This is a genomic window from Phytohabitans maris (genome assembly GCF_031085175.1).
Classification (GTDB): domain Bacteria; phylum Actinomycetota; class Actinomycetes; order Mycobacteriales; family Micromonosporaceae; genus Phytohabitans; species Phytohabitans maris.
In genome coordinates, this window is the sequence record NZ_JAVHUY010000056.1 from 1 (window position 1) to 19811 (window position 19811).

Genomic DNA, 19811 nt, shown 5'->3' on the forward strand with positions numbered 1-19811 from the left:
AAGTCGCTAGGAGTCCACTGAATAATGGTGGGCATGTCTTCCGTCCTGGTCTGTATTGATATGTGAAGATGTTTGGGTGCAGGGTGTAGAGCGTGCTGACCGGCGGCTGTTGGACGCGGCCGCTCTGGTCGGTCATCTGGTTCCGGCCGGGAGCATGTACGCGTTTCTGGCGGACTGTCGGGGTCGGGTGTTCCCGGACGAGTTGTTCGCGGATCTGTTCCCATCGGCCAAGGGGCGGCGGTCGATCCCGGGGTCGGTGGCGGCGTCGATTTTGACGTTGCAGACGTTGTTGGACTACTCCGACGCGGAGGCTGCCGAGGCGGCCCGGTGTGACCTGCGGTGGAAGGTCGCCTGCGGGCTGGCGTTGGACGACAAGGGGTTCCACCCGTCGACGTTGACGTACTGGCGGCGCCGGTTGGCGAACTCGGATCGCCCGTACCGGGTCAACGACGCGGTCCGGCAGGTGGTCGAGGCGACCGGGATTCTGCGCGGACGGCGGCGGCGGGCGGTCGATTCCACGATCCTGGACGACGCGGTCGCCACCCAGGACACCATCACCCAACTGATCGCCCAGATCCGCCGGGTGGCCCGGGTGGTGCCCGGCGCTGCGGAGCAGATCGCGGCCGTGTGTGGCGGGCACGACTACAGCCGGCCGGGAAAGCCGGACATCGACTGGGACGACCCGGATGCCAAACAGGCCCTGGTTTCGACGCTGGTCAACGACGCCAACAACCTGGTCGCGGCGCTGGCCGAGGCGAAGCTCGACGAGCCCGCGCAGCAGGCGGTCGCGCTGTTGGCGTTGGTGGCCGGGCAGGACGTGGAACCGGCCGACGGCTCCGATGGCACTGACGGGCGGTGGCGGATCGCCCGCAAGGTCGCCGAAGACCGGGTCATCTCCACCGTTGACCCACAGGCCCGACACACCCGCAAGTCGCCGCAGGCCCGCCGGGACGGCTACCGCGCCCACATCGCCGCCGAGCCGGACACCGGCATCATCACCGACGAACAACTCACCAAAGCCTGCGGACCTGACAACGCCGACGCCGCCGTCGCGCAACAATTCCTCGCCAACGGCCCCACCAACACCAACAGCGAACCCAACAGCGACAGCGACAGCGAACCCAACACCACAGCCGGCGTCGGCGACGACGACACCGGGCCCGAGCAGCCCACCGGCCGCCCAGACCAGACCGCTCAGGAATGGTACGGCGACTGCGCCTACGGCACCGGCGACCTACGCAACGCCCTCGACCAGGCCGGACACACCGCGATCATCAAACCCAAACCATCGCAATCCCCGATCCGGGGCGGCTTCACCATCGACGACTTCACCGTCAACACCGACCAGCAGACCGTCACCTGCCCAGCCGCACACACCCGACCGATCAGCCCGGCCACCCGCACCGCCGACTTCGGCACACGGTGCCGCACCTGCCCACTACAGACCCGGTGCACCAAATCCAAGACCGGCCGCAAGATCGTACTCAACGAACACGACGCCCTACTACGCCAAGCCCGAGCCGACTGGCGAACCGACCCCACCCTCCGCGACCGCTACCGCCGACACCGACCCAACATCGAACGCGTCATCGCCCAAGTAGCCAGCCGCGGCCGACGCCGACTCAAACTGCGCTACCACGGCATCCACGCCAACCACACCTGGCTCAAACAACGCACCGCCGCACTCAACCTCCGCAACCTGATCAACCGCGGCCTGCACTGGACCAACGGATGGACCCTCGCCACCAGCTGACCAGCCACCACCGGGCCCGAAGACACCACCACAGAGCCCACCAAGCGACCCCCGCAGCGCCCACACCCGCACCACCACCCCCCCCCGACCCAACCAACCCACCGGCAGCCAAACCCAGGCACCCACCCCACCGCCAACCTCAAGAACGCCGATATTCAGCGCCTTCCTAGCGACTTGGCGGGAGCTTCGATCACCGGCGGGGGGTGCGGCGCTCAGCTCAGCATGGAGAGGTCACGGACCAGGGCCCGGGCCTGGCGGCGCCCGCCGGCGTTCCGGGCGAAGGAGTCGGCCGGCACCACGACCACCGGGCAGGAGGCGTGCGCGGCGCAGTACCGGGCGGTCGACGGCCGGAACAGCCGCCGCCACCAGCGCCGCTGGGACGTACCGACGAAGAGCGTGTCGTTGTCGCGGTAGGCGTAGTCGACCAGGGCCCGCCACGGCCGCCCGGTGACCGGGGTGATGACCACCGGCACGTCCTCGGGGAGGGCGCCCATCGCCGCGCCGAACACGGCCACCGCCTCGGCCCGTGCCTGCTGGTCGATCTCGCCGGCGCAGCCGGTTGCGCCGCCCTGCCAGGAGGAGTCGCAGCTCCACACCCGTACGGCGTGCAGCGCGACCCCGCGCCGGCGGGCCTCGGCGACCGCGAGGCGCAACGCCCGCAGGCCGGCGAACGAGCCGTCCACTCCGGCGATGACCCGTCCCGCGTTCTCGCGTCGCATGGCATCCCCCTCCAGGGCTGTCTTCCGGTTCCTCGGCGGGCCGCCTCTCCGGCGGGCCTTGATCTTCGGCGGGCCGCGGCGGGCCCAGTTGTTCGGCGGGCCGTGGCGGGTCCGGTTCCTGGGCGGGCCACGGCGGGCCCGGTTCTCCGGCGGGCCGCGGCGGGCCTCGAGTGGACGCTAAGGCGGCGGCCGGACGGGGACACAGAGGCGGAGGGCCCGGGACCGCAGGACGACGGTCCGGCCGGGTCGCCGAAGGTCACCCGGGGCGCTGACCATCGGCCCTACAGCGGACGCCCGCGCGGGGTTACGTTCCACAGTAGAGAGTCAGCTGGAGGGCGCCATGACCACCTATCCCATCATCGTCGGGTACGACGGCTCCGCGGGCGCGCACGCCGCCCTCCGCTGGGCGCTGGACGAAGGCTCGCGCACGGGTGCGCCGGTCACGGTCATGTTCGTGTTCGAGTGGCTGGCGGTCGCCGGACCGATCGCGCCCGGGCCGCGCAACTGGCCGGACCACGGCGCCCGCGACGACGCGCAGAAGATGGTCGACGCGGCGGTGACCCAGGCGTTCCAGACCCATCCGCGGGTGGCCGTGACCGGCGAGGTCGTCGGCGGCTCCGCCGCGATCATCCTGCAGGAACGCTCGCGCGAGGCGCGCCTGATGGTGCTCGGCAGCCGGGGCCACGACGGCTTCGCCGAGCTCCTGCTCGGCTCCACCACGGTCGCCGTCTCGGCGCACGCGCACTGCCCCGTGGTCGTGGTGCGCGGCGAGGAGCCCGGCGGCGGTCCCGTGATCGCCGCCGTGGACGGCTCCGACTGCGCCCTGCTCGCGCTGGAGTACGCGTTCGAGCAGGCCGCGGCGCGCGACACCGGCCTGCGGGTGCTCCGCGCCTGGCAGCCGCCCGCGCCCCGCTGGCGCCCGCCGGAGTACGACCTGGAGGAGCAGGCCACGGCCGAGCGGGTCGAGCTCGACGAGCTGCTGGCGAGCTGGCGCGTCAAGTACCCGGCGGTCGACGTGGCGGTCGACGTGCTGGCCGGCCCGACCGGGCGGGTCCTGGTCGACGCGACCCGCGGCGCCCAGCTGGTGGTCGTCGGCTCCCGCGGTCGTGGCGGGTTCCGCGGCCTGCTGCTCGGCTCGGTCAGCCAGCAGCTGCTGCACCACGCCCACTGCCCCGTGGCGGTGGTCCGGGAGCTGCCCGCGCTGGCCGGCTGAGCCGCGCCGTGGTCCGGGCGGCAGGCCCGCCGCAGACCGGCCGAGAGGTCCGAGGAGGTCCGACATGACCGCGATGAAGCGCTGGAACGTGGAGATCCTGATCGGCGAGGTGGACAACCGCACCTACGCCGAGGCGCAGCTCTACGACGAGATCCGGGACGACCTGGTCGGCACCGGCCAGGCGCGGCTGCGCCCGCAGGAGCCGGACATCCCCGAGATCGGCGACGAGATCGCGGCCGCCCGCGCCCTCTCGGACCTGGGCCACCGCCTGCTGGCCACCGCCGCCGGCGACCTGGAAGAGGCCACCCACGACCACGTGAGCCTGGAGCGCTGAGCGATGGCCGGCCGAGTGCGGCGCATACCGCGGCTCTCCGTGGACACAGTGGACGAGTGCCTGCTCGCCGCCGTCGCGGCACCGTCCATCCACAACACCCAGCCCTGGTTCTTCCGCCTGCGCGGGCGGGAGATCGAGGTGTGGGCGGACCGGGAGCGGCAACTGTCCATCCTGGACCCGACCGGGCGGCAGATGTACATCAGCGTGGGTGCCGCGATCTTCAACCTGCGGCTCGCGCTGCTCGCCCACGGCCGGATACCGGTGCTGCGGCTGCTCCCCGAGCCCGGCCGCCGCGAGCTCGCGGCCCGGATCCAGGCCGGCCCGACGACCGCGCCGAGCCCCACGGCGGCGGTGCTGGCGGCCGCGATCGCACGGCGGCACACCAACCGGCACCCGTTCGCCGCCGCAGCCGTGCCCTGGCCGGTGCTGGACGACCTGATCGGGGCGGCCGCCGTGGAGGGCGCCCGGCTCACCGTCGCCGACCCGATCGTCCGCGACGCGATCCTCTCGCTCACCGCCACCGCGAACGAGATCTTCGGCCGGAGCGACTACTACCACGCCGAACTGGACGCGTGGACCGGCGGCGGGCCGGACCGGCGCGACGGCGTACCGGCGTACGCGTACCCGCCCCGGGACGTGGGCGGGCGGCTGCCGCTGCGGCACTTCGGGCCCTCGCCCGAGGTGGCCGCGTTCGAACGGCGCCCCACGCTCATCCGGCTGTCCACCCACGACGACACCCCGTACGACTGGATCCGGGCCGGGCAGGCGCTGCAGCGGGTACTGCTCACCGCCACCACGCGCCGGCTGGCCGCCTCCCCGGTCAACCAGGCCCTCGAACTCGCCGAGCTGCGCCGGCTGGTCAGCGGCCAGGGGTACGCCCAGATGGTGCTCCGCATCGGGTACGCCGACCCGGCCCTCGGCACCCCGCGCCGCGCCCTGTTCGACGTCCTCGACCGCGGCGCCGCCCCGGTACCGGCGGGACAGCGATGAGCCCCACCCGGCTGAGCGCGGTCGACATGATCAACTTGGCGGTCGAGACGCCCTCGACCCCGATGGCGATCGGCGCCGTACTGCTGCTGGACGGCGACGCGCTGCCGGACGCCGGCGGCCCCCGCACGCTCTCCGCGATCCGCCGGGCGGTCGAGAGCCGGCTGGTCGCCGCGCCCCCACTGCGCCAGGTCATCCGCCCCGCCGGCCCGCTCGCCGGACGGCCGGTCTGGGTGGACGACCCGGCGTTCGACCTCGACCGGCACGTGCTGCGGGCGCTGGCACCGCCGCCGGGCGACGAGGCGGCCCTGCTGCGGCTGGCCGCCCGGCTGATGCGCGGGGTGCTGGACCGCCGGTACCCGCTGTGGCGGATCTGGGTCGTGACCGGCCTGGCCGGCGGCCAGGTCGCGGTCGTCGTCAAGCTGCACCACGTCCTCGCCGACGGGCTCGCGGCGATCCAGCTGGTCCTGTCGACCGTCGGCGCGGTCCCGGCGGACGGTCCCGGAGCCGACCGGCAGTGGCTGCCGGCACCCGCGCCGACCTGGGGCGAGCTGGTGGCGGACCGGGCCCGCGGCTGCCTCGCCGCGCTGCGCCGGCGCCCCCGCCGCCCGAGCCCGGCGCGGCGGGACGGCCTGCGTACCTTCGCCGCGCTGCGGCACGCCGCCCGGCTCTCCCTGAACGCCCCGGTCGGCCCGCGCCGCCGCCTGGCCGTGCTGCGGATCGACCTGGCCGAGGCGAAGCGGGTCGCGCACCGCCACGGCGGCAAGGTCAACGACGTCGTGCTGAGCCTCGCGACGGGCGGCGTACGGTCGCTGCTGCACGCCCGGGGCGAGCCGGTCAAGGGGCTGTCGCTGCACACGACCGTCGCCATGTCCCTGCGCACGCCCGGCCAGGAGGCCGAGGGCGGCAACCGCGCCGGCGGCGTCGTCGTCCGGCTGCCCGCCGGGGAGGCCGACCCGCGCGTACGGCTGACGCTGGTCGCGGCCGAGTCCGCGCGGGCCAAGCGCGGGCAGCCGCCGACCGCCGGCAACGCGCTGCTGGTGTGGCTGGCCCGGCTCGGCCTGGCCGGATACCTCAGCCGCCACCAGCACATGGTCCACTTCGTGGAGAGCAACATCGCCGGCCCACCCGCGCCGGTCCAGGCGTTGGGCGCGCCGGTGCTGGACGTGGTGCCGATCGGCAACCTCGCCGGCAACCTCGGCGTCTCGTTCCTGGCCCTGTCCTACGCCGGCCGGCTGGTCATCACCGTCCAGGCCGACGCCGACCGCTTCCCCGACCTACCGGTCCTGGTGGCCGGCATTCGGCGCGAATGGGCCGTCCTGAACGCCGGGTCACCCGGGTCGGCGGCCGCCGCCTAGTGTCCCAGCCGGCGCCTCCGGCCGCTGGTCACCCGGGCCTTTGTGGCCACGGCACCGGGAGAGCTTTCCGGGCTGGGGGCACCGCCGCCCCGCGGCGGGGATGGGCACCAGCGGTACTCCAGATACCTTATGGGGCCGCCATAACGTACTTCTGGTACCGCTGGTGCCCATCCCGGCGGCCGGGCGCGCCATCCACCGCGGCCGTTCGCAGACCTGCCGCGATCACACACCGTCGCCCTTGCCCCGGGTGCTTTCCAGGGTCGCCAGGCGCCGGCGGTACTCCTCGTCGTCGATCTCGCCGCGGGCGTACCGCTCGGCGAGCACCCGCCGGGCCGTGAACGTGGCCAGCCGCGGCTGGCTCTCGCCGGCCGGCTCGTCGCGACGCAGCCACCGGTAAAGCAGGACGCCACTGCCGATCAGGACGCCCCAGAAAAGCACCATGTTGAGGGCCATGGCGGCGTATCCCCAGCCGCTCATGCCGTGGTCGAACCAGTACATCGCTGTCACGCTCCCCTGGGTTCCGGGACGCCGGCGCACTGTCAGACTGCGCCGGCCGGTACGCGCGGCACAGGGCCGCATGGCGCGTGTCCGGCGGGCCGTTGGCCCTGTCCCCCGGGCGCCCCAGCGGAGCACCCTTGAAGGAGAAGGGCGGGAGGTGCCCGATGCCACGCGAGCCCGTACGTGAGATCGTCGCCGGCATCGACGGATCGGCCGGCGCCACCGCCGCGCTGGACCTGGCCGCCGCCGAGGCGGCCCTGCGCTCGGCCCCGCTCACCCTCGTACACGTCACCGCCGGCGACCGGTCGGGCGCCCTGCCGGACGCGGTCGCGCGGGTACGGGCCACGCGTCCCGACCTCACCGTCCACGCCGAACGGCTCGGCGGCGACCCGGCGACCGCGCTCGCGTCCCGCTCGGCCGGCGCGAGCCTCCTCGTGCTCGGGCACGACGCCTACCGCCGCGGCCGGCGGGGCGCGCCACACACCACCGGCTCGGTCGCCGCGACCCTGCTCGGGCTCGCCACCGTGCCGGTCCTCGTCTGCCCCGAGAGCCCCGCGAGCGCCCACGGCGCGGGCCACCCGGCCACCGCAGGCGCAAGCGGGCCGGCCGCCGGCACCATCGGCGCGAGCGGGCCGGTCATCGGCACCATCGGCGCGAGCGGGCCGGTCGCCGGCACCATCGGCGCGAGCGGGCCGGTCGCCGGCACCATCGGCGCGAGCAGGCCGGTCGCCGGGACCATCGGCGCGAGCAGGCCGGTCGCCGGGACCATCGGCGCGAGCAGGCCGGTCGCCGGGACCATCGGCGCGAGCAGGCCGGTCGCCGGGACCATCGGCGCGAGCAGGCCGGTCGCCGGGACCGTCGGCGCGAGCAGGCCGGTCGCCGGGACCGTCGGCGCGAGCGGGCCGGTCGCCGGCTTGAGTGGCACGGGTCTGAGCGCGACCGGCGGCGCGGGTGACGTGGTCGTCGGGGTCGACGGGACGCCCGGTTCGGGGGCGGCGCTGCGGTTCGGCTTCGCGGAGGCGGACCTGCGGCACGCCTCGCTGACCGCGATTCACCTCTGGCCGTCGGCGGACGACCAGAGCCCGAGCGGCCTGAGCGCGAGCAGCCAGGTCCCGGGCGACCGGAGCCCGGGCGGCGAGAGCCCGAGTGGGCGGAGCCCGGGCGGCCAGAGCCCGAGCCACTGGAGCACGAGCGGCCCGCGCCCGGACGGGCGGAGCACGAGCTTCCCGGGCCCGGACGGGCGGAGCGCGGACGGGCTGAGCGCGGCGGAGGGGGCGTTCCTCGACCTGCTGGAGACCTGGTCCGCCAAGTACCCGGACGTTCCCGTCCGGCTGGCGGTCCGGCACGGCCTGGACGCGGCGATCGTGCTGGCCGCCGCGTCCCGTTCCGCGCGGCTCGTGGTGGTCGGCGGGCTGGCCGGGCCGGCCCTGTCGGCGCTGGTCACCCGGGCGGCGTGCCCCGTCGCGGTCATCCCCGCGACGGCTTGAAGCCGGACGCGAAGCGCTGAGGGCGCAGAGGGCGCCCACCGCCCGCGAAAGCGCAGAGGGCGCGCCACGGCGCAAAGCGCAGGGCCCATGGTCCGACACAATGCCTATCACGTGAATTCGATCAAGGTCAGGCGACTGTGCACCACGGACGACCGGGACGGACGCCTCCTCGATCGGCAGCTCCAGACACGCAGGCGCCGATCCCGACGCGGCCCGCCCTCAGAAGCGGGACCGCTCCGCGCCGCCTAACGCCGATTGCGGGCCAACGATCACCGGTCACACCCGAGCCGACCGCCCTCCCCCATGGTCGGCACCGCGAGATCAGCCCAAGCCGGGGATCGTGGTACCTGGCTGTACCTCCAGCTACAGCCAACTACCACGATCCGCACGAGCCAACCAACCCCCCGAGGGGCACACCGACCCCGACCCCGAGTTCACCGCTCACAGCGAACCATCCCAGCAGATCGTGGTACGGATCCGCCCGCGCAGGGGCGGTTGTGTACCACGATCTCGACGGCCACCCGGTGGTGTCCGGCACGGCCCACCCGGGCCGGTTCAACGGGCTGGGGTTCCTGAGCGTGCCCACGCTCACGGCCTTGATCGAATTCGGGTGAGTGGCATTGGGTCCGGATCGTCGCTCCCGCGGCCTCGCCCTCCGCGCTTGGTCGCGGTCACCCCGCTTCGACCCGGTCCGCCGGGTTGTCGACGTGCCCCGTTTGTGCGTGCAGCTCGAGAGCTCCGCGCACAACACGCCTCGGGTCCGGCGACAGCGCGGGAAACCCGCGCGGACCCAGGCAGCCGATGCGCGAGCGCAGAGACGCGGCGGCCGCGCGGCCGCCGCGTCCCGGGAGCGGACCAGGATCGATCAGCCGTGCGACAGGACGACCTTGAGCGCGCCCGTCTCCGCCGGCTTGGCGAAGACGTCGTACGCGGCCATGAAGTCGTCCAGCGCGAACCGGTGCGTGATCATGTGGCCGACGTCGAGCTGGCCGGCGGCGAGCATGGTGAGCAGGGTCGGCGTCGAGTACGTGTCGACCAGGCCGGTCGTGATCGTGATGTTCTTGATCCAGAGCTCCTCGAGGTGGAGCAGGGCCGGCTTGCCGTGCACGCCGACGTTCGCCACGTGGCCGCCGGGGCGCACGAGCGTCGTGCAGGCCTCGAACGACGCCGGCGAGCCGACCGCCTCGATGACGACGTCCGCGCCGAGCCCGCCGGTGATCGCCTGGACCACCTCGCGGGGGTCCTCGTCGGCGTTGACCGCGACGTCCGCCCCGAACTGCTTGGCCGCCTGCAGCCGGCTCGCCGCCTTGTCGACGGCGATGACGTGCGACGGTGAGTACAGCTTGGCGGTCAGGATCGCGGCCAGGCCGATCGGGCCGACCCCGACCACCACGACCGTGTCGCCGGGGCGCACCTTGCCGTTGAGGACGCCCACCTCGTACGACGTGGGGAGGATGTCGGCGAGCATGACGGCGGCCTCGTCGGTGACGTTCGCCGGGAGCCGGTAGGTGGACAGGTCGGCGAACGGCAGCCGGGCGTACCGCGCCTGCACGCCGTCGACCCGGTGGCCGAGGATCCAGCCGCCGCCGCCCAGGCACTGCCCGTAGCTGCCGGCGCGGCAGTAGCGGCACACCCCGCACGCGGAGACGCAGGAGGCCAGGACGCGGTCGCCACGGTTGAGGCCGGTGACGCCGGTGCCGGTGTCGACGACGGTGCCGACCGCCTCGTGCCCGAGGATGCGGCCGGGCTCGACCGCCGGTACGTCGCCGGCCAGGATGTGCAGGTCCGTGCCGCAGATCGTCACGGTGTCGACCTCGATGATGGCGTCGCGGGGATCGCTGATGGTGGGGTCGGGGACCTCGGTCCAGGACCTCTGCCCGGGCCCACCGTAGACGAGTGCTTTCATGAGTGCCCTCCAATCGTCTTCCCTCAAGCTGCGCCGGTCCGGGAACGCGGTGCAGGGCCGGCCCGTACCCCGGCGGCGGGACCAAAGTCCCGACCCGCCGCCTCCAGACCGCCCGAAGGCAAAACGAAGGGCTACAGCCAGCCGCGACGTTTGAATGCCACGTAGAGGGCGCCGCAAACGACCGCCATGAGGCCGAGCGACATCGGGTAGCCGGCGGCCCACTCCAGCTCCGGCATGTGCCGGAAGTTCATCCCGTACACGGTGCCGATGAGGTTGGGTGCGAAGAGGATCGCGGCCACCGCCGTCGCGTGGTCCGCCACGTCGCGCAGGTCCAGCAGCGGGCGCGCGGCCCGCTGGAACTCGATGACCTCGCGGGAGAGCTGGTAGATGCGGCGGGACACGCCCGGGTCGCCGAGGAAGACCTGGGTCTCGATCTCGTCGATGTCGTTCCGCAGGCCGGCCACGACCGGGCGTACCCGTCGACGACGCGGTCCAGGATCGCGTAGAGGACGGCCTCGGGACCGTGCGCGAGCAGGTGGATCTCGCCGAACCCGAACTCCTCGGCGATCGCCAGCAGCTGCGCCTCCGGCGGCTGGTAGAGGCCGATCCAGGCCATCGCGCCGGGCAGCTCGCGCCACCGCCGGTACGCGCCGGTCAGGTCGGGGCCGCTGGCCACCCGGCGCCCGTCCCGGTAGATCGCCGCGTCCACGAAGGACTGCGGGGCGGCCGGGGCGGGGACGCGCCGGGGCGGATCCTGCTGTCCAGCATCGGGCGTCACGCCGTCGCGGGCCGGACCACCGCGACCGGGCAATCCGCGTGGTGCAGCAGGGCCTGGCTGACCGAGCCGAGCAGCAGCCCGGCGAACCCGCCCCGGCCGCGCGCGCCGACGACGACCAGCTGGGCGCCCTGCGACTGCGCGACCATCGCCCGGGCCGCGCGGCCGTGCACGACCCGGTGCCCGACCAGCAGGTCCGGGTAGCGCTCGGTGAGGCCCGCGGTCGCCTCGAACAGCAGCCGGGACTCCTCCTCGGCGACCTGCTCGGGGTCGTACACCAGCGGCAGCATGTCGCCGGGCCCGGTCGAGCTGGGCCCGCTCCAGACGTGCACGGCGCGCAGGTCGGTCTTGCGCAGCACGGCCTCCTGCGCCGCGAACGCGACCGCCCGGTTCGAGTTGGGCGAGCCGTCCACGCCGACGACGACCGGCCCGTTCTCCCGGGGCGCGCCGCGGGCGACCAGCACCGGGCAGGCCGCGTGGGCGGCGACCTGCACGCCCACCGAGCCGACCAGCAGACCGGTGAACCCGCCGAGGCCGCGGGCCCCGAGCACCAGCGCGTAGGCGTGCCGCGACTCGCCGACCAGGACGGCCGCGACGCCGCCGGTGACCACCTCGCCGGAGGCCCGCACCCTCGGGTCGCACCCCTCGGCGCAGGCCAGGGCGTCGCGGACGATCTGCTCCGCGTCGTTGCGCAGCCCGCCCTCCGGCGGGCCGTAGGGCGACGGGCCGAGCGGCACGCGCAGCAGCGGCCAGACGAACCCGTGCACCACCCGCAACGGCCGATCCCGCTCCACCGCGGTCCGGACCGCCAGAGCCACCGCGGCGGTACTCGCCGCCGAGCCGTCGACACCGACGACCACCGGAGCTGTCATGACGTCCACCCCCTCACACCCCCAGCGTGCGCGACGTCGCGTTGATCAAGCAGGGCCGGTCGGCCCCGCCCCGCCGGGACCGAAGGCACCCAACACCGATCCGCTCCGCCCGACCCGCGCTCAAGTTACCCCCGGAAACCGGGTCGAAAGGCGAGAATCCGGGCTACCGCGACGTCCGCCGTGGTCCAGACCGTTGCTCCCGCGGCCGCACCCGCCGCGGCTGGTCGCGGCCAGCCCTTTTCCGCCCGCGGCGGAAAGGCGTCAGACGGCCGGGCCGGCGGCGCGCTGGTCGGCGCGGGCGGAACGGGTCGCGGTGCGTCCGTAGTAAAGGGAGCGGGCCGTCCAGAAGTGGGACTCGTGGGGGTTGCGCCGGGCGACCTCCTGGTAGTGCCACGCCAGGCTGAGCGCCTCGCGACTGGACATGCCGCAACCTCCTCCACTGTGGACTCGTACGCCGGTCGGCATAGGGAGCGCCGCGTCAACGGCGGTCACTCCCTTCCGGCGACCGGGACCCGCGCGCGGGCCAGGGCCGGTACCCGCATCCGCGCCAGCGGCACGCCGACGCCGTACGTGACGAAGTGGCCGCGTGGCACGATCTCGACGAGGCAGGCGCTGGTCCGGCGCTCCGGCGGCAGCAACGGGCCAAGCTCGCCGGCCAGCGGGCCGGGCGGCAGCGCGCCGGCCGGGTGCACGATCGCGGTCGCGGCGAAGCTGATCGTCGCCGGCGGGATCGGCAGGAGCAGCGCCATGAGGCCGCCGCGGCGCACCGGCACGGTGACCGCGACGTCCCCGTTCACGGCGATGTGGCGGGCCTTCCAGCTGTCCTCGGCGACGGCCGCGTACATCTTGCGGTCGACCAGGCGGTAGACCACGCCGCTCGAGCGTGGCTCGCCCCTGGGGGTGGTGTAGCTCAGGACCGCGAACGAGGCCTTGGCGAGCGTGTCCCAGACCAGCTCGCGGGCGCCGTGGCGTTCGGCGACTGTCGACACGGGGTACCTCCCTGCTCTCGCTCTCGACGGTGCGCCTTCGCGACCTTGACCGGTCAGGAGCGGTCGACCCCGGCGCGGGGGCCGAACGTCCCGGACGGCGGCGCGGGCCGTCGCACGGCGTCCCGCGGGCGCGCCAGGGGGCCGCGGCCCGATCTGGTCGGGACCTTTGGCCCTTCGGCTGCGGCCCGCTGCCGCACACCATGTTCCTGGCGTGTTTCGTTCCGGTTGCGTCCTGACGATGCCTCGGCGAAGATCGGGATCAAGAGTACATTTCGGGGAGGTGCGATGGCGGTCGACGAGCGGCCGACCGCGACCGGCGGGGCTGGGCGCGCGCTGCTCGCTCTCGGCGGCCTCGTGCGTCGGGCCGAGGTGTCGCCGGACGGGCGGGCGCTGTACCAGATCGGCGGGCGCGATGCGGACACCTTCTACCGCGACCGCTGGTCGTACGACAAGGTGGTGCGCTCGACGCACGGCGTCAACTGCACCGGTTCCTGCTCGTGGAAGGTGTACGTCAAGGACGGCATCATCACGTGGGAGGCGCAGCAGACCGACTACCCCTCGGTCGGCCCGGACCGCCCGGAGTACGAGCCGCGCGGCTGCCCGCGGGGTGCGGCTTTCTCGTGGTACACGTACTCCCCGACCCGGGTGCGCTACCCGTACGCGCGCGGCGTGCTGGTCCAGATGTACCGGGAGGCGAAGGCGCGGCTCGGCGACCCGGTCGCGGCGTGGGCCGACATCCAGGGCGACCCGGAGCGCCGCCGCGCCTACCAGCGGGCCCGGGGCAAGGGCGGCCTGGTGCGGGTGGCCTGGGACGAGGCACTCGAGATGGTCGCCGCCGCCCACGTGCACGCCATCAAGGAGTACGGCCCGGACCGGGTGGCCGGCTTCTCCCCGATCCCGGCGATGTCGATGGTGTCGCACGCGGCCGGCGCCCGGTTCGTCTCGCTGATCGGCGGGGCGATGCTGTCGTTCTACGACTGGTACGCCGACCTGCCGGTCGCCTCGCCGCAGGTGTTCGGCGACCAGACCGACGTGCCCGAGTCCGGCGACTGGTGGGACGCGGCGTACCTGATGCTCTGAGGCTCGAACGTGCCGGTGACCCGGACGCCGGACGCCCACTGGATGGCCGAGGCCCGCTACCGCGGGCAGAAGGTCGTCGTGGTCAGCCCGGACTACGCCGACAGCGTGAAGTTCGCCGACGAGTGGCTGCCCGCCGCGCCGGGTACCGACGGTGCCCTCGCCATGGCGATGGGGCACGTCATCCTCAAGGAGTTCTTCGTCGACCGGGTCACGCCGCGGTTCGTCGACTACGTGACCCGCTACACCGACCTGCCGTACCTGGTCACCCTGGTCCCGGGCGCGGACGGCGCGCTGCGGCCGGGGAAGTTCCTGACCGCGGCGGACCTGGGCGAGACGGACCGGGAGGCGGCCTTCCGGCCGGTCGTGTGGGACGGGGCGACGAACGCCGCGGCCGTGCCGAACGGCTCGCTCGGCCACCGGTACGCCGAGGCCGGAGTGGGGCGGTGGAACCTCGACCTCGGCGACCTCCGCCCGACACTGTCGTGTGTGGAGGGTGCGGACGGCGAGGCGGTCGAGGTCGAGCTCCCCCGGTTCGACACCACGCCGGCCGGGGTGCTGCGCCGCGGCGTGCCCACGCGGCGGGTCGCGGGCCACACCGTCACCACCGTCCACGACCTGATGCTCGCGCAGTACGGCGTGGCCCGCGCCGGGCTGCCCGGGCGGTGGCCGTCGTCCTATCAGGACGGTGACGAGCCGTACACGCCGGCGTGGCAGGAGCCGATCACCGGGGTACCGGCCGCCGCGTGCGCCCGGATCGCCCGGGAGTTCGCCGACAACGCCGACCGGTCGGGCGGCCGTTCGATGATCATCATGGGCGCGGGCACCAACCACTGGTTCCACTCCGACACCATCTACCGGGCGATGCTCGCGCTGACCACGCTGACCGGCTGCCAGGGCGTCAACGGCGGCGGCTGGGCGCACTACGTCGGGCAGGAGAAGTGCCGGCCGGTCACCGGCTGGGCGCAGCTCGCGTTCGGGCTGGACTGGTCGCGCCCACCCCGGCAGATGATCGGCACCGCCTACTGGTACCTGCACACCGACCAGTGGCGCTACGACACGTACGACGCCGGCGTGCTGGCCAGCCCCACCGGGGACGGGCGGTTCGCCGGGCGGCACACCGCGGACCTGCTCGCCCAGTCCGCACGGCTCGGCTGGATGCCGAGCATGCCGACGTTCGACCGCAACCCGCTCGACGTGGCCGACGAGGCCCTGGCCGAGCGCCCCGACGACCCGGCGTCCTATGTGGACGAGGCGCTACGGGGCGGCCGGCTCGGCTTCGCCGGCCAGGATCCGGACGCGCCGGAGAACTGGCCGCGGGTCCTCACCGTCTGGCGGGCCAACCTGCTCGGCTCGTCGGCCAAGGGCAACGAGTACTTCCTGCGTCACCTGCTCGGCACCGACGCCTCCCTGCGCGCCGCCGAGGCCGCCCCGGAGCAGCGACCGTCCGATGTGGTCTGGCGTGACGCGGCGCCGGAGGGAAAGCTCGACCTGCTGCTGTCGCTGGACTTCCGGATGACCTCCACCACCCTCTTCTCCGACGTGGTGCTGCCGGCCGCGACCTGGTATGAGAAGCACGACCTGTCCAGCACGGACATGCACCCGTTCGTGCACGCGTTCACGCCGGCGATCGCCCCGCCGTGGCAGACCCGCACCGACTTCGCCGCGTTCCACGCCCTGGCCCGCGCCTTCTCCGACCTCGCCGCCACCCACCTGGGCGTACGCAAGGACCTGGTCGTCGTGCCGCTGCTGCACGACACGCCGGACGCGCTCGCGACGCCCGGCGGGGTGGTCCGGGACTGGGCGGACGGCGGCACGATGCCGAAGTTCGTCGTGGTGGAACGGGACTACGGCGCGGTCGCCGACAAGATGGCCGCCCTCGGTCCGCTGCTGGACCGGCTGGGCACCACCACCAAGGGCGTCACCGTCGACGTCAACCCCGAGATCCAGACGCTCGCCCGCACCAACGGGGTGGTCGACGGCCGGCCCCGCCTGGACACCGACGTCCGGGCCGCCGAGGCGATCCTGGCCCTCTCCGGCACGACCAACGGCCGGGTCGCCACCGCCGGCTTCCACTTCCTGGAACGGCGTACCGGCACCGCCCTCGCCGACCTCGCCGCCGAGCACGAGGGCAAGCGGATCACGTTCGCCGACACGCAGTCCCGCCCGGTCCCGGTCATCACCAGCCCGGAGTGGTCGGGCAGCGAGACCGGCGGCCGCCGCTACTCCCCGTTCACCATCAACACCGAACGGCTCAAGCCCTGGCACACGCTGACCGGCCGGCAGCACTTCTTCCTCGACCACGACTGGATCCACGAGGCCGGCGAGGCGCTGCCGGTCTTCCGCCCGCCGCTGGACATGCACGCGCTCTTCGGCGAGCCGAGGCTGGGCGCCACCGGCGAGCTGGAGATCACCCTGCGATACCTGACGCCGCACTCGAAGTGGTCCATCCACTCCGAGTACCAGGACAACCTGATCATGCTGACGCTGTCGCGGGGCGGGCCGACGATCTGGATCAGCGAGGCGGACGCCGCCCGCATCAGGGTGCGCGACAACGAGTGGGTCGAGGCGGTCAACCGCAACGGCGTGGTCGTGGCGCGCGCGGTGGTGTCGCACAAGATGCCCGAGGGGACCGTCTACATGTACCACGCCCAGGAGCGGGTGGTCGACGTGCCGAAGGCGGAGGCGTCCGGCCGGCGCGGCGGCATCCACAACTCGCTCACCCGGCTGCTGGTCAAGCCCACCCACCTCGTCGGCGGGTACGCGCAGCTGTCGTTCGCGTTCAACTACCTGGGGCCGACCGGCAACCAGCGCGACGAGGTCACCGTGATCCGCCGGCGGAGCCAGGAGGTGGAGTACTGATGCGCGTCATGGCCCAGATGGCGATGGTGATGAACCTCGACAAGTGCATCGGCTGCCACACCTGCTCGGTCACCTGCAAGCAGGCGTGGACCAACCGCTCCGGCGTCGAGTACGTCTGGTTCAACAACGTGGAGACCCGCCCCGGGCAGGGATACCCGCGGACCTACCAGGACCAGAAGCGGTGGCAGGGCGGCTGGGTGCGCACCAGGCGGGGCCGGCTCAAGCCCCGCTCCGGCGGCCGGGTCAAGCGGCTGCTCTCCATCTTCGCCAACCCGAAGCTGCCGTCCATCCAGGACTACTACGAGCCCTGGACCTACGAGTACGAGCACCTGCTGACCGCGCCGGCCGGCGACCAGACCCCGGTCGCCCGCCCCACGTCGCTGATCACCGGCAAGCAGACCCGGATCACCTGGTCGGCCAACTGGGACGACTCCCTGGCCGGCGGCAACGAGACGGCCGGCGGCGACCCCATCCTGGCCCGGGTCTCCGAGCAGGTGCGGCAGGAGTACGCCAAGGCGTTCATGTTCTTCCTGCCCCGCATCTGCGAGCACTGCCTCAACCCGTCCTGCGCGGCGTCCTGCCCCTCCGGCGCGATCTACAAGCGCACCGAGGACGGGATCGTCCTGGTCGACCAGGACGACTGCCGGGGCTGGCGGATGTGCGTGACCGGCTGCCCGTACAAGAAGATCTACTTCAACCACCGCACCGGCAAGGCCGAGAAGTGCACCTTCTGCTTTCCCCGGGTGGAGATCGGCATCCCGACCGTCTGCTCCGAGACCTGCGTCGGCCGGCTGCGGTACATCGGCCTGATGCTCTACGACGCGGACGCCGTGGCCCGGGCCGCCGCCGTGGCGGACGAGACCGACCTGTACGCCGCGCAGCGCTCGGTCTTCCTCGACCCGCACGACCCGCGGGTGGCCGAGGCGGCGCGGCGCTCCGGCATCCCCGAGGACTGGATCGACGCCGCCCGCCGCTCGCCGGTCTGGGACCTGATCATGCGGTACGAGGTCGCCCTGCCGCTGCACCCCGAGTACCGCACGATGCCGATGGTCTGGTACATCCCGCCGCTCTCCCCGGTCGTGGACGTGCTGCGCGACACCGGCCACGACGCGGAGGACGCCGGCAACCTCTTCGGCGCCGTCGACGCGCTGCGCATCCCGGTGGAGTACCTGGCCGAGCTCTTCACCGCGGGCGACACCGCGCCGGTGACCGCGGTGCTGCGCCGGCTCGCGGCGATGCGCGCGTACCAGCGGCGGGTCAACCTCGGCGAGCCGCCGGACGAGTCGATCGCCACCGGCGTGGGGATGACCGGGCAGCGGATCCAGGACATGTACCGGCTCCTCGCGATCGCCAAGTACGACGAGCGGTACGTGATCCCCGCCGCGCACGCCGAGGCCGCCGCCGGGCTGGAGGAGCTCGCCACCGGGTGCAGCCTCGACTACGAGGGCGGGCCGGGCATGGGCGGCACCGGGCCGTTCGGCGAGTCGTCCGGCCGGTACGAGCCGGTCGCGGTGGAGAACTTCCACGCGCTGCGCTCCCGGCAGACCGCGGACTCGCCGGCCCGGGTCAACCTGCTCAACTGGGACGGCAAGGGCCGGCCGGAAGGGCTGTTTCCGCCGCGGCGCGACGAGGAGGAGCGGCCGTGAACGAGCGGGCCGTGGCCGCGAAGGCGGCCTCGCTGCTGCTGCGCTACCCGGACCCGGAGGTGCTCGCGGCGCTGCCGGCGGTGGTGGCCGCCCTCGACGAGCTGCCCGGGCGGCTCGCCACCCCCCTCGCCGCGGTCGCCGCCCACCGCGCCGCCGCCGACCCGATCCGGCTCGCCGCCGAGTACGTGGAGACGTTCGACTTCCGCCGCCGGTGCGCGCTGCACCTGACGTACTACACCCACGGCGACACCCGCGCCCGCGGGCCGGCCCTCGCCGGCTTCGCCGCGGCGTACCGCGCCGCCGGGCTGGCCGTGACCGGTGGCGAGCTGCCCGACTACCTGCCCGCCGTGCTCGACCTCGCCGCCGCGCACGGCAGCGGCTGGGACCTGCTCGGCGGGCACCGCGTCGGCCTGGACCTGCTGGTGTCGGCGCTGGAGCGGGACCGGTCCGTCTACGCCCACGCGGTGCGGGCGGTACGCCTGCTGCTCCCCCCGCCCACGCCCGCCGACCTCGCCGCCGCGGCGGGACTGGCCCGCGGCGGCCCGCCGGTCGAGCGGGTCGGCCTCCAGCCGTACACCCCCACCGGAGGGCGCCCGTGAACACCCTGCTCTGGGTCATCGTGCCGTACCTGTCCCTCGCGGTCTTCGCCGGCGGGCTGGTCTGGCGGCGCCGCTACGACAAGTTCGGCTGGACCACCCGCTCTTCCCAGCTGTACGAGAGCGCGGTACTGCGCTGGGGCAGCCCGCTGTTCCACTTCGGAGTGTTGATGGTCCTCGTCGGACACGTCGGCGGCCTGCTGGTGCCGAAGTCGTGGACCGAGGCGGCCGGGATCAGCGAGCACGCCTACCACCTCATGGCGGTCTTCATCGGCACGGTGGCCGGGCTCTGCACGCTGATCGGCATGGCCATCCTCATCCTGCGCCGCCGGCTGACCGGCCCGGTCTTCGCCGCCACCACCCGCAACGACAAGGCCATGTACGCGGTCCTCGCCACGGTCATCCTCCTCGGGCTCTGGGCCACGCTCCGCGCCAACGTCGCCGGCGACGGCTACGACTACCGGGAGACCGTCTCGCCCTGGTTCCGGTCGCTGTTCTACCTCCGCCCCGACCCCGAGGTCATGGCCGCGGTGCCGACCACCTTCCAGGTCCACGTGCTGGCCGCGTTCGCGCTGTTCGCGTTCTGGCCGTTCACCCGCCTCGTGCACGCGTTCAGCGCGCCGGTCGGCTACCTCACCCGCCCGTACGTGGTGTACCGCGGCGGCGGCCCCCGCGGGGGGCGGCGCGGGGGGGGGGGCGGGGGGGGGCGGGTTCCGGGGGGACCCCCCACCCGGGGCGC

Annotated in this window: 14 protein-coding genes and 4 pseudogenes; 11 read left to right on the forward strand and 7 right to left on the reverse strand. The window is 73.8% G+C overall.

All coding sequences use genetic code 11. The features are described 5' to 3' along the window. Positions 1 to 76 precede the first annotated feature (76 nt). Positions 77 to 1072: pseudogene (locus RB614_RS44515) on the forward strand (transposase); the annotation flags it as partial. A 144-nt stretch (positions 1073 to 1216) separates the two neighbouring features. Beyond that, positions 1217 to 1753: pseudogene (locus RB614_RS44520) on the forward strand (transposase); the annotation flags it as partial. A gap of 212 nt (positions 1754 to 1965) precedes the next feature. On the opposite strand, the gene RB614_RS38485 reads toward RB614_RS44520, so the two are convergent. Next, positions 1966 to 2472, reverse strand: a complete 507-nt coding sequence (locus RB614_RS38485; RefSeq protein WP_308717648.1) for a universal stress protein — start codon at positions 2470 to 2472, stop codon at positions 1966 to 1968. Between the two features lie 340 nt (positions 2473 to 2812). On the opposite strand from RB614_RS38485, the gene RB614_RS38490 reads away from it, so the two are divergent. The 4 genes from RB614_RS38490 to RB614_RS38505 all read left to right on the forward strand — a co-directional run bounded on the left by RB614_RS38490 (position 2813) and on the right by RB614_RS38505 (position 6364). Beyond that, positions 2813 to 3685 carry a universal stress protein gene (locus tag RB614_RS38490; protein WP_308717649.1) on the forward strand — a complete coding sequence of 291 codons (873 nt, stop codon included), beginning with the start codon at positions 2813 to 2815 and terminating at the stop codon, positions 3683 to 3685. A gap of 64 nt (positions 3686 to 3749) precedes the next feature. Continuing rightward, complete coding sequence (locus RB614_RS38495) at positions 3750 to 4019, forward strand: DUF1876 domain-containing protein (protein ID WP_308717650.1); 270 nt, start codon at positions 3750 to 3752, stop codon at positions 4017 to 4019. A 3-nt stretch (positions 4020 to 4022) separates the two neighbouring features. Then, positions 4023 to 5009 (forward strand): Acg family FMN-binding oxidoreductase, encoded by a 987-nt coding sequence (locus RB614_RS38500; protein ID WP_308717651.1) that lies wholly within the window; start codon positions 4023 to 4025, stop codon positions 5007 to 5009. Beyond that, a complete protein-coding gene (locus tag RB614_RS38505) occupies positions 5006 to 6364 on the forward strand; it encodes a wax ester/triacylglycerol synthase domain-containing protein (protein WP_308717652.1) in 1359 nt (452 codons plus the stop codon). The genes RB614_RS38500 and RB614_RS38505 overlap by 4 nt, the downstream gene beginning before the upstream one ends. 222 nt (positions 6365 to 6586) lie before the next feature. Here RB614_RS38505 and RB614_RS38510 read toward each other — a convergent pair whose 3' ends face one another. Next, on the reverse strand, positions 6587 to 6862 hold the full coding sequence (locus tag RB614_RS38510) for an SHOCT domain-containing protein (RefSeq protein WP_308717653.1): 276 nt from the start codon (positions 6860 to 6862) through the stop codon (positions 6587 to 6589). A gap of 164 nt (positions 6863 to 7026) precedes the next feature. On the opposite strand from RB614_RS38510, the gene RB614_RS38515 reads away from it, so the two are divergent. Beyond that, a complete protein-coding gene (locus tag RB614_RS38515; protein WP_308717654.1) occupies positions 7027 to 8349 on the forward strand; it encodes a universal stress protein in 1323 nt (440 codons plus the stop codon). 865 nt (positions 8350 to 9214) lie between these two features. Here the strand turns inward: RB614_RS38515 and RB614_RS38520 are convergent. The 5 genes from RB614_RS38520 to RB614_RS38540 all read right to left on the reverse strand — a co-directional run bounded on the left by RB614_RS38520 (position 9215) and on the right by RB614_RS38540 (position 12891). Beyond that, positions 9215 to 10255: a zinc-dependent alcohol dehydrogenase family protein gene (locus RB614_RS38520; RefSeq protein ID WP_308717655.1), complete on the reverse strand. Its 1041-nt coding sequence runs from the start codon at positions 10253 to 10255 to the stop codon at positions 9215 to 9217. A gap of 131 nt (positions 10256 to 10386) precedes the next feature. Then, positions 10387 to 10719: a CorA family divalent cation transporter gene (locus RB614_RS38525; protein ID WP_308717656.1), complete on the reverse strand. Its 333-nt coding sequence runs from the start codon at positions 10717 to 10719 to the stop codon at positions 10387 to 10389. Between the two features lie 310 nt (positions 10720 to 11029). Next, the gene (locus RB614_RS38530) at positions 11030 to 11902 is read right to left on the reverse strand and encodes a universal stress protein (protein ID WP_308717657.1); all 873 of its coding nucleotides are present in this window, start codon (positions 11900 to 11902) and stop codon (positions 11030 to 11032) included. 261 nt (positions 11903 to 12163) lie between these two features. Then, entirely contained in the window at positions 12164 to 12325 is a 162-nt protein-coding gene (locus tag RB614_RS38535; protein ID WP_308717658.1) for a hypothetical protein, read from the reverse strand. 65 nt (positions 12326 to 12390) lie between these two features. After that, the gene (locus RB614_RS38540; protein WP_308717659.1) at positions 12391 to 12891 is read right to left on the reverse strand and encodes a pyridoxamine 5'-phosphate oxidase family protein; all 501 of its coding nucleotides are present in this window, start codon (positions 12889 to 12891) and stop codon (positions 12391 to 12393) included. A gap of 285 nt (positions 12892 to 13176) precedes the next feature. Between RB614_RS38540 and RB614_RS38545 the strand changes: the two are divergent. From RB614_RS38545 to narI, 4 genes and pseudogenes are all read left to right on the forward strand, one after another. Then, a pseudogene (locus RB614_RS38545) lies at positions 13177 to 16830 on the forward strand (nitrate reductase subunit alpha). After that, positions 16830 to 18476, forward strand: a complete 1647-nt coding sequence (gene narH / locus RB614_RS38550) for a nitrate reductase subunit beta (RefSeq protein WP_308717660.1) — start codon at positions 16830 to 16832, stop codon at positions 18474 to 18476. The pseudogene RB614_RS38545 and the gene narH overlap by 1 nt, the downstream one beginning before the upstream one ends. Continuing rightward, positions 18473 to 19075 carry a nitrate reductase molybdenum cofactor assembly chaperone gene (narJ, locus tag RB614_RS38555; protein WP_308717661.1) on the forward strand — a complete coding sequence of 201 codons (603 nt, stop codon included), beginning with the start codon at positions 18473 to 18475 and terminating at the stop codon, positions 19073 to 19075. The genes narH and narJ overlap by 4 nt, the downstream gene beginning before the upstream one ends. Beyond that, positions 19072 to 19809 (forward strand): annotated as a pseudogene (gene narI / locus RB614_RS38560) (respiratory nitrate reductase subunit gamma); the annotation flags it as partial. The gene narJ and the pseudogene narI, both read left to right, overlap by 4 nt. Positions 19810 to 19811: the final 2 nt, after the last annotated feature.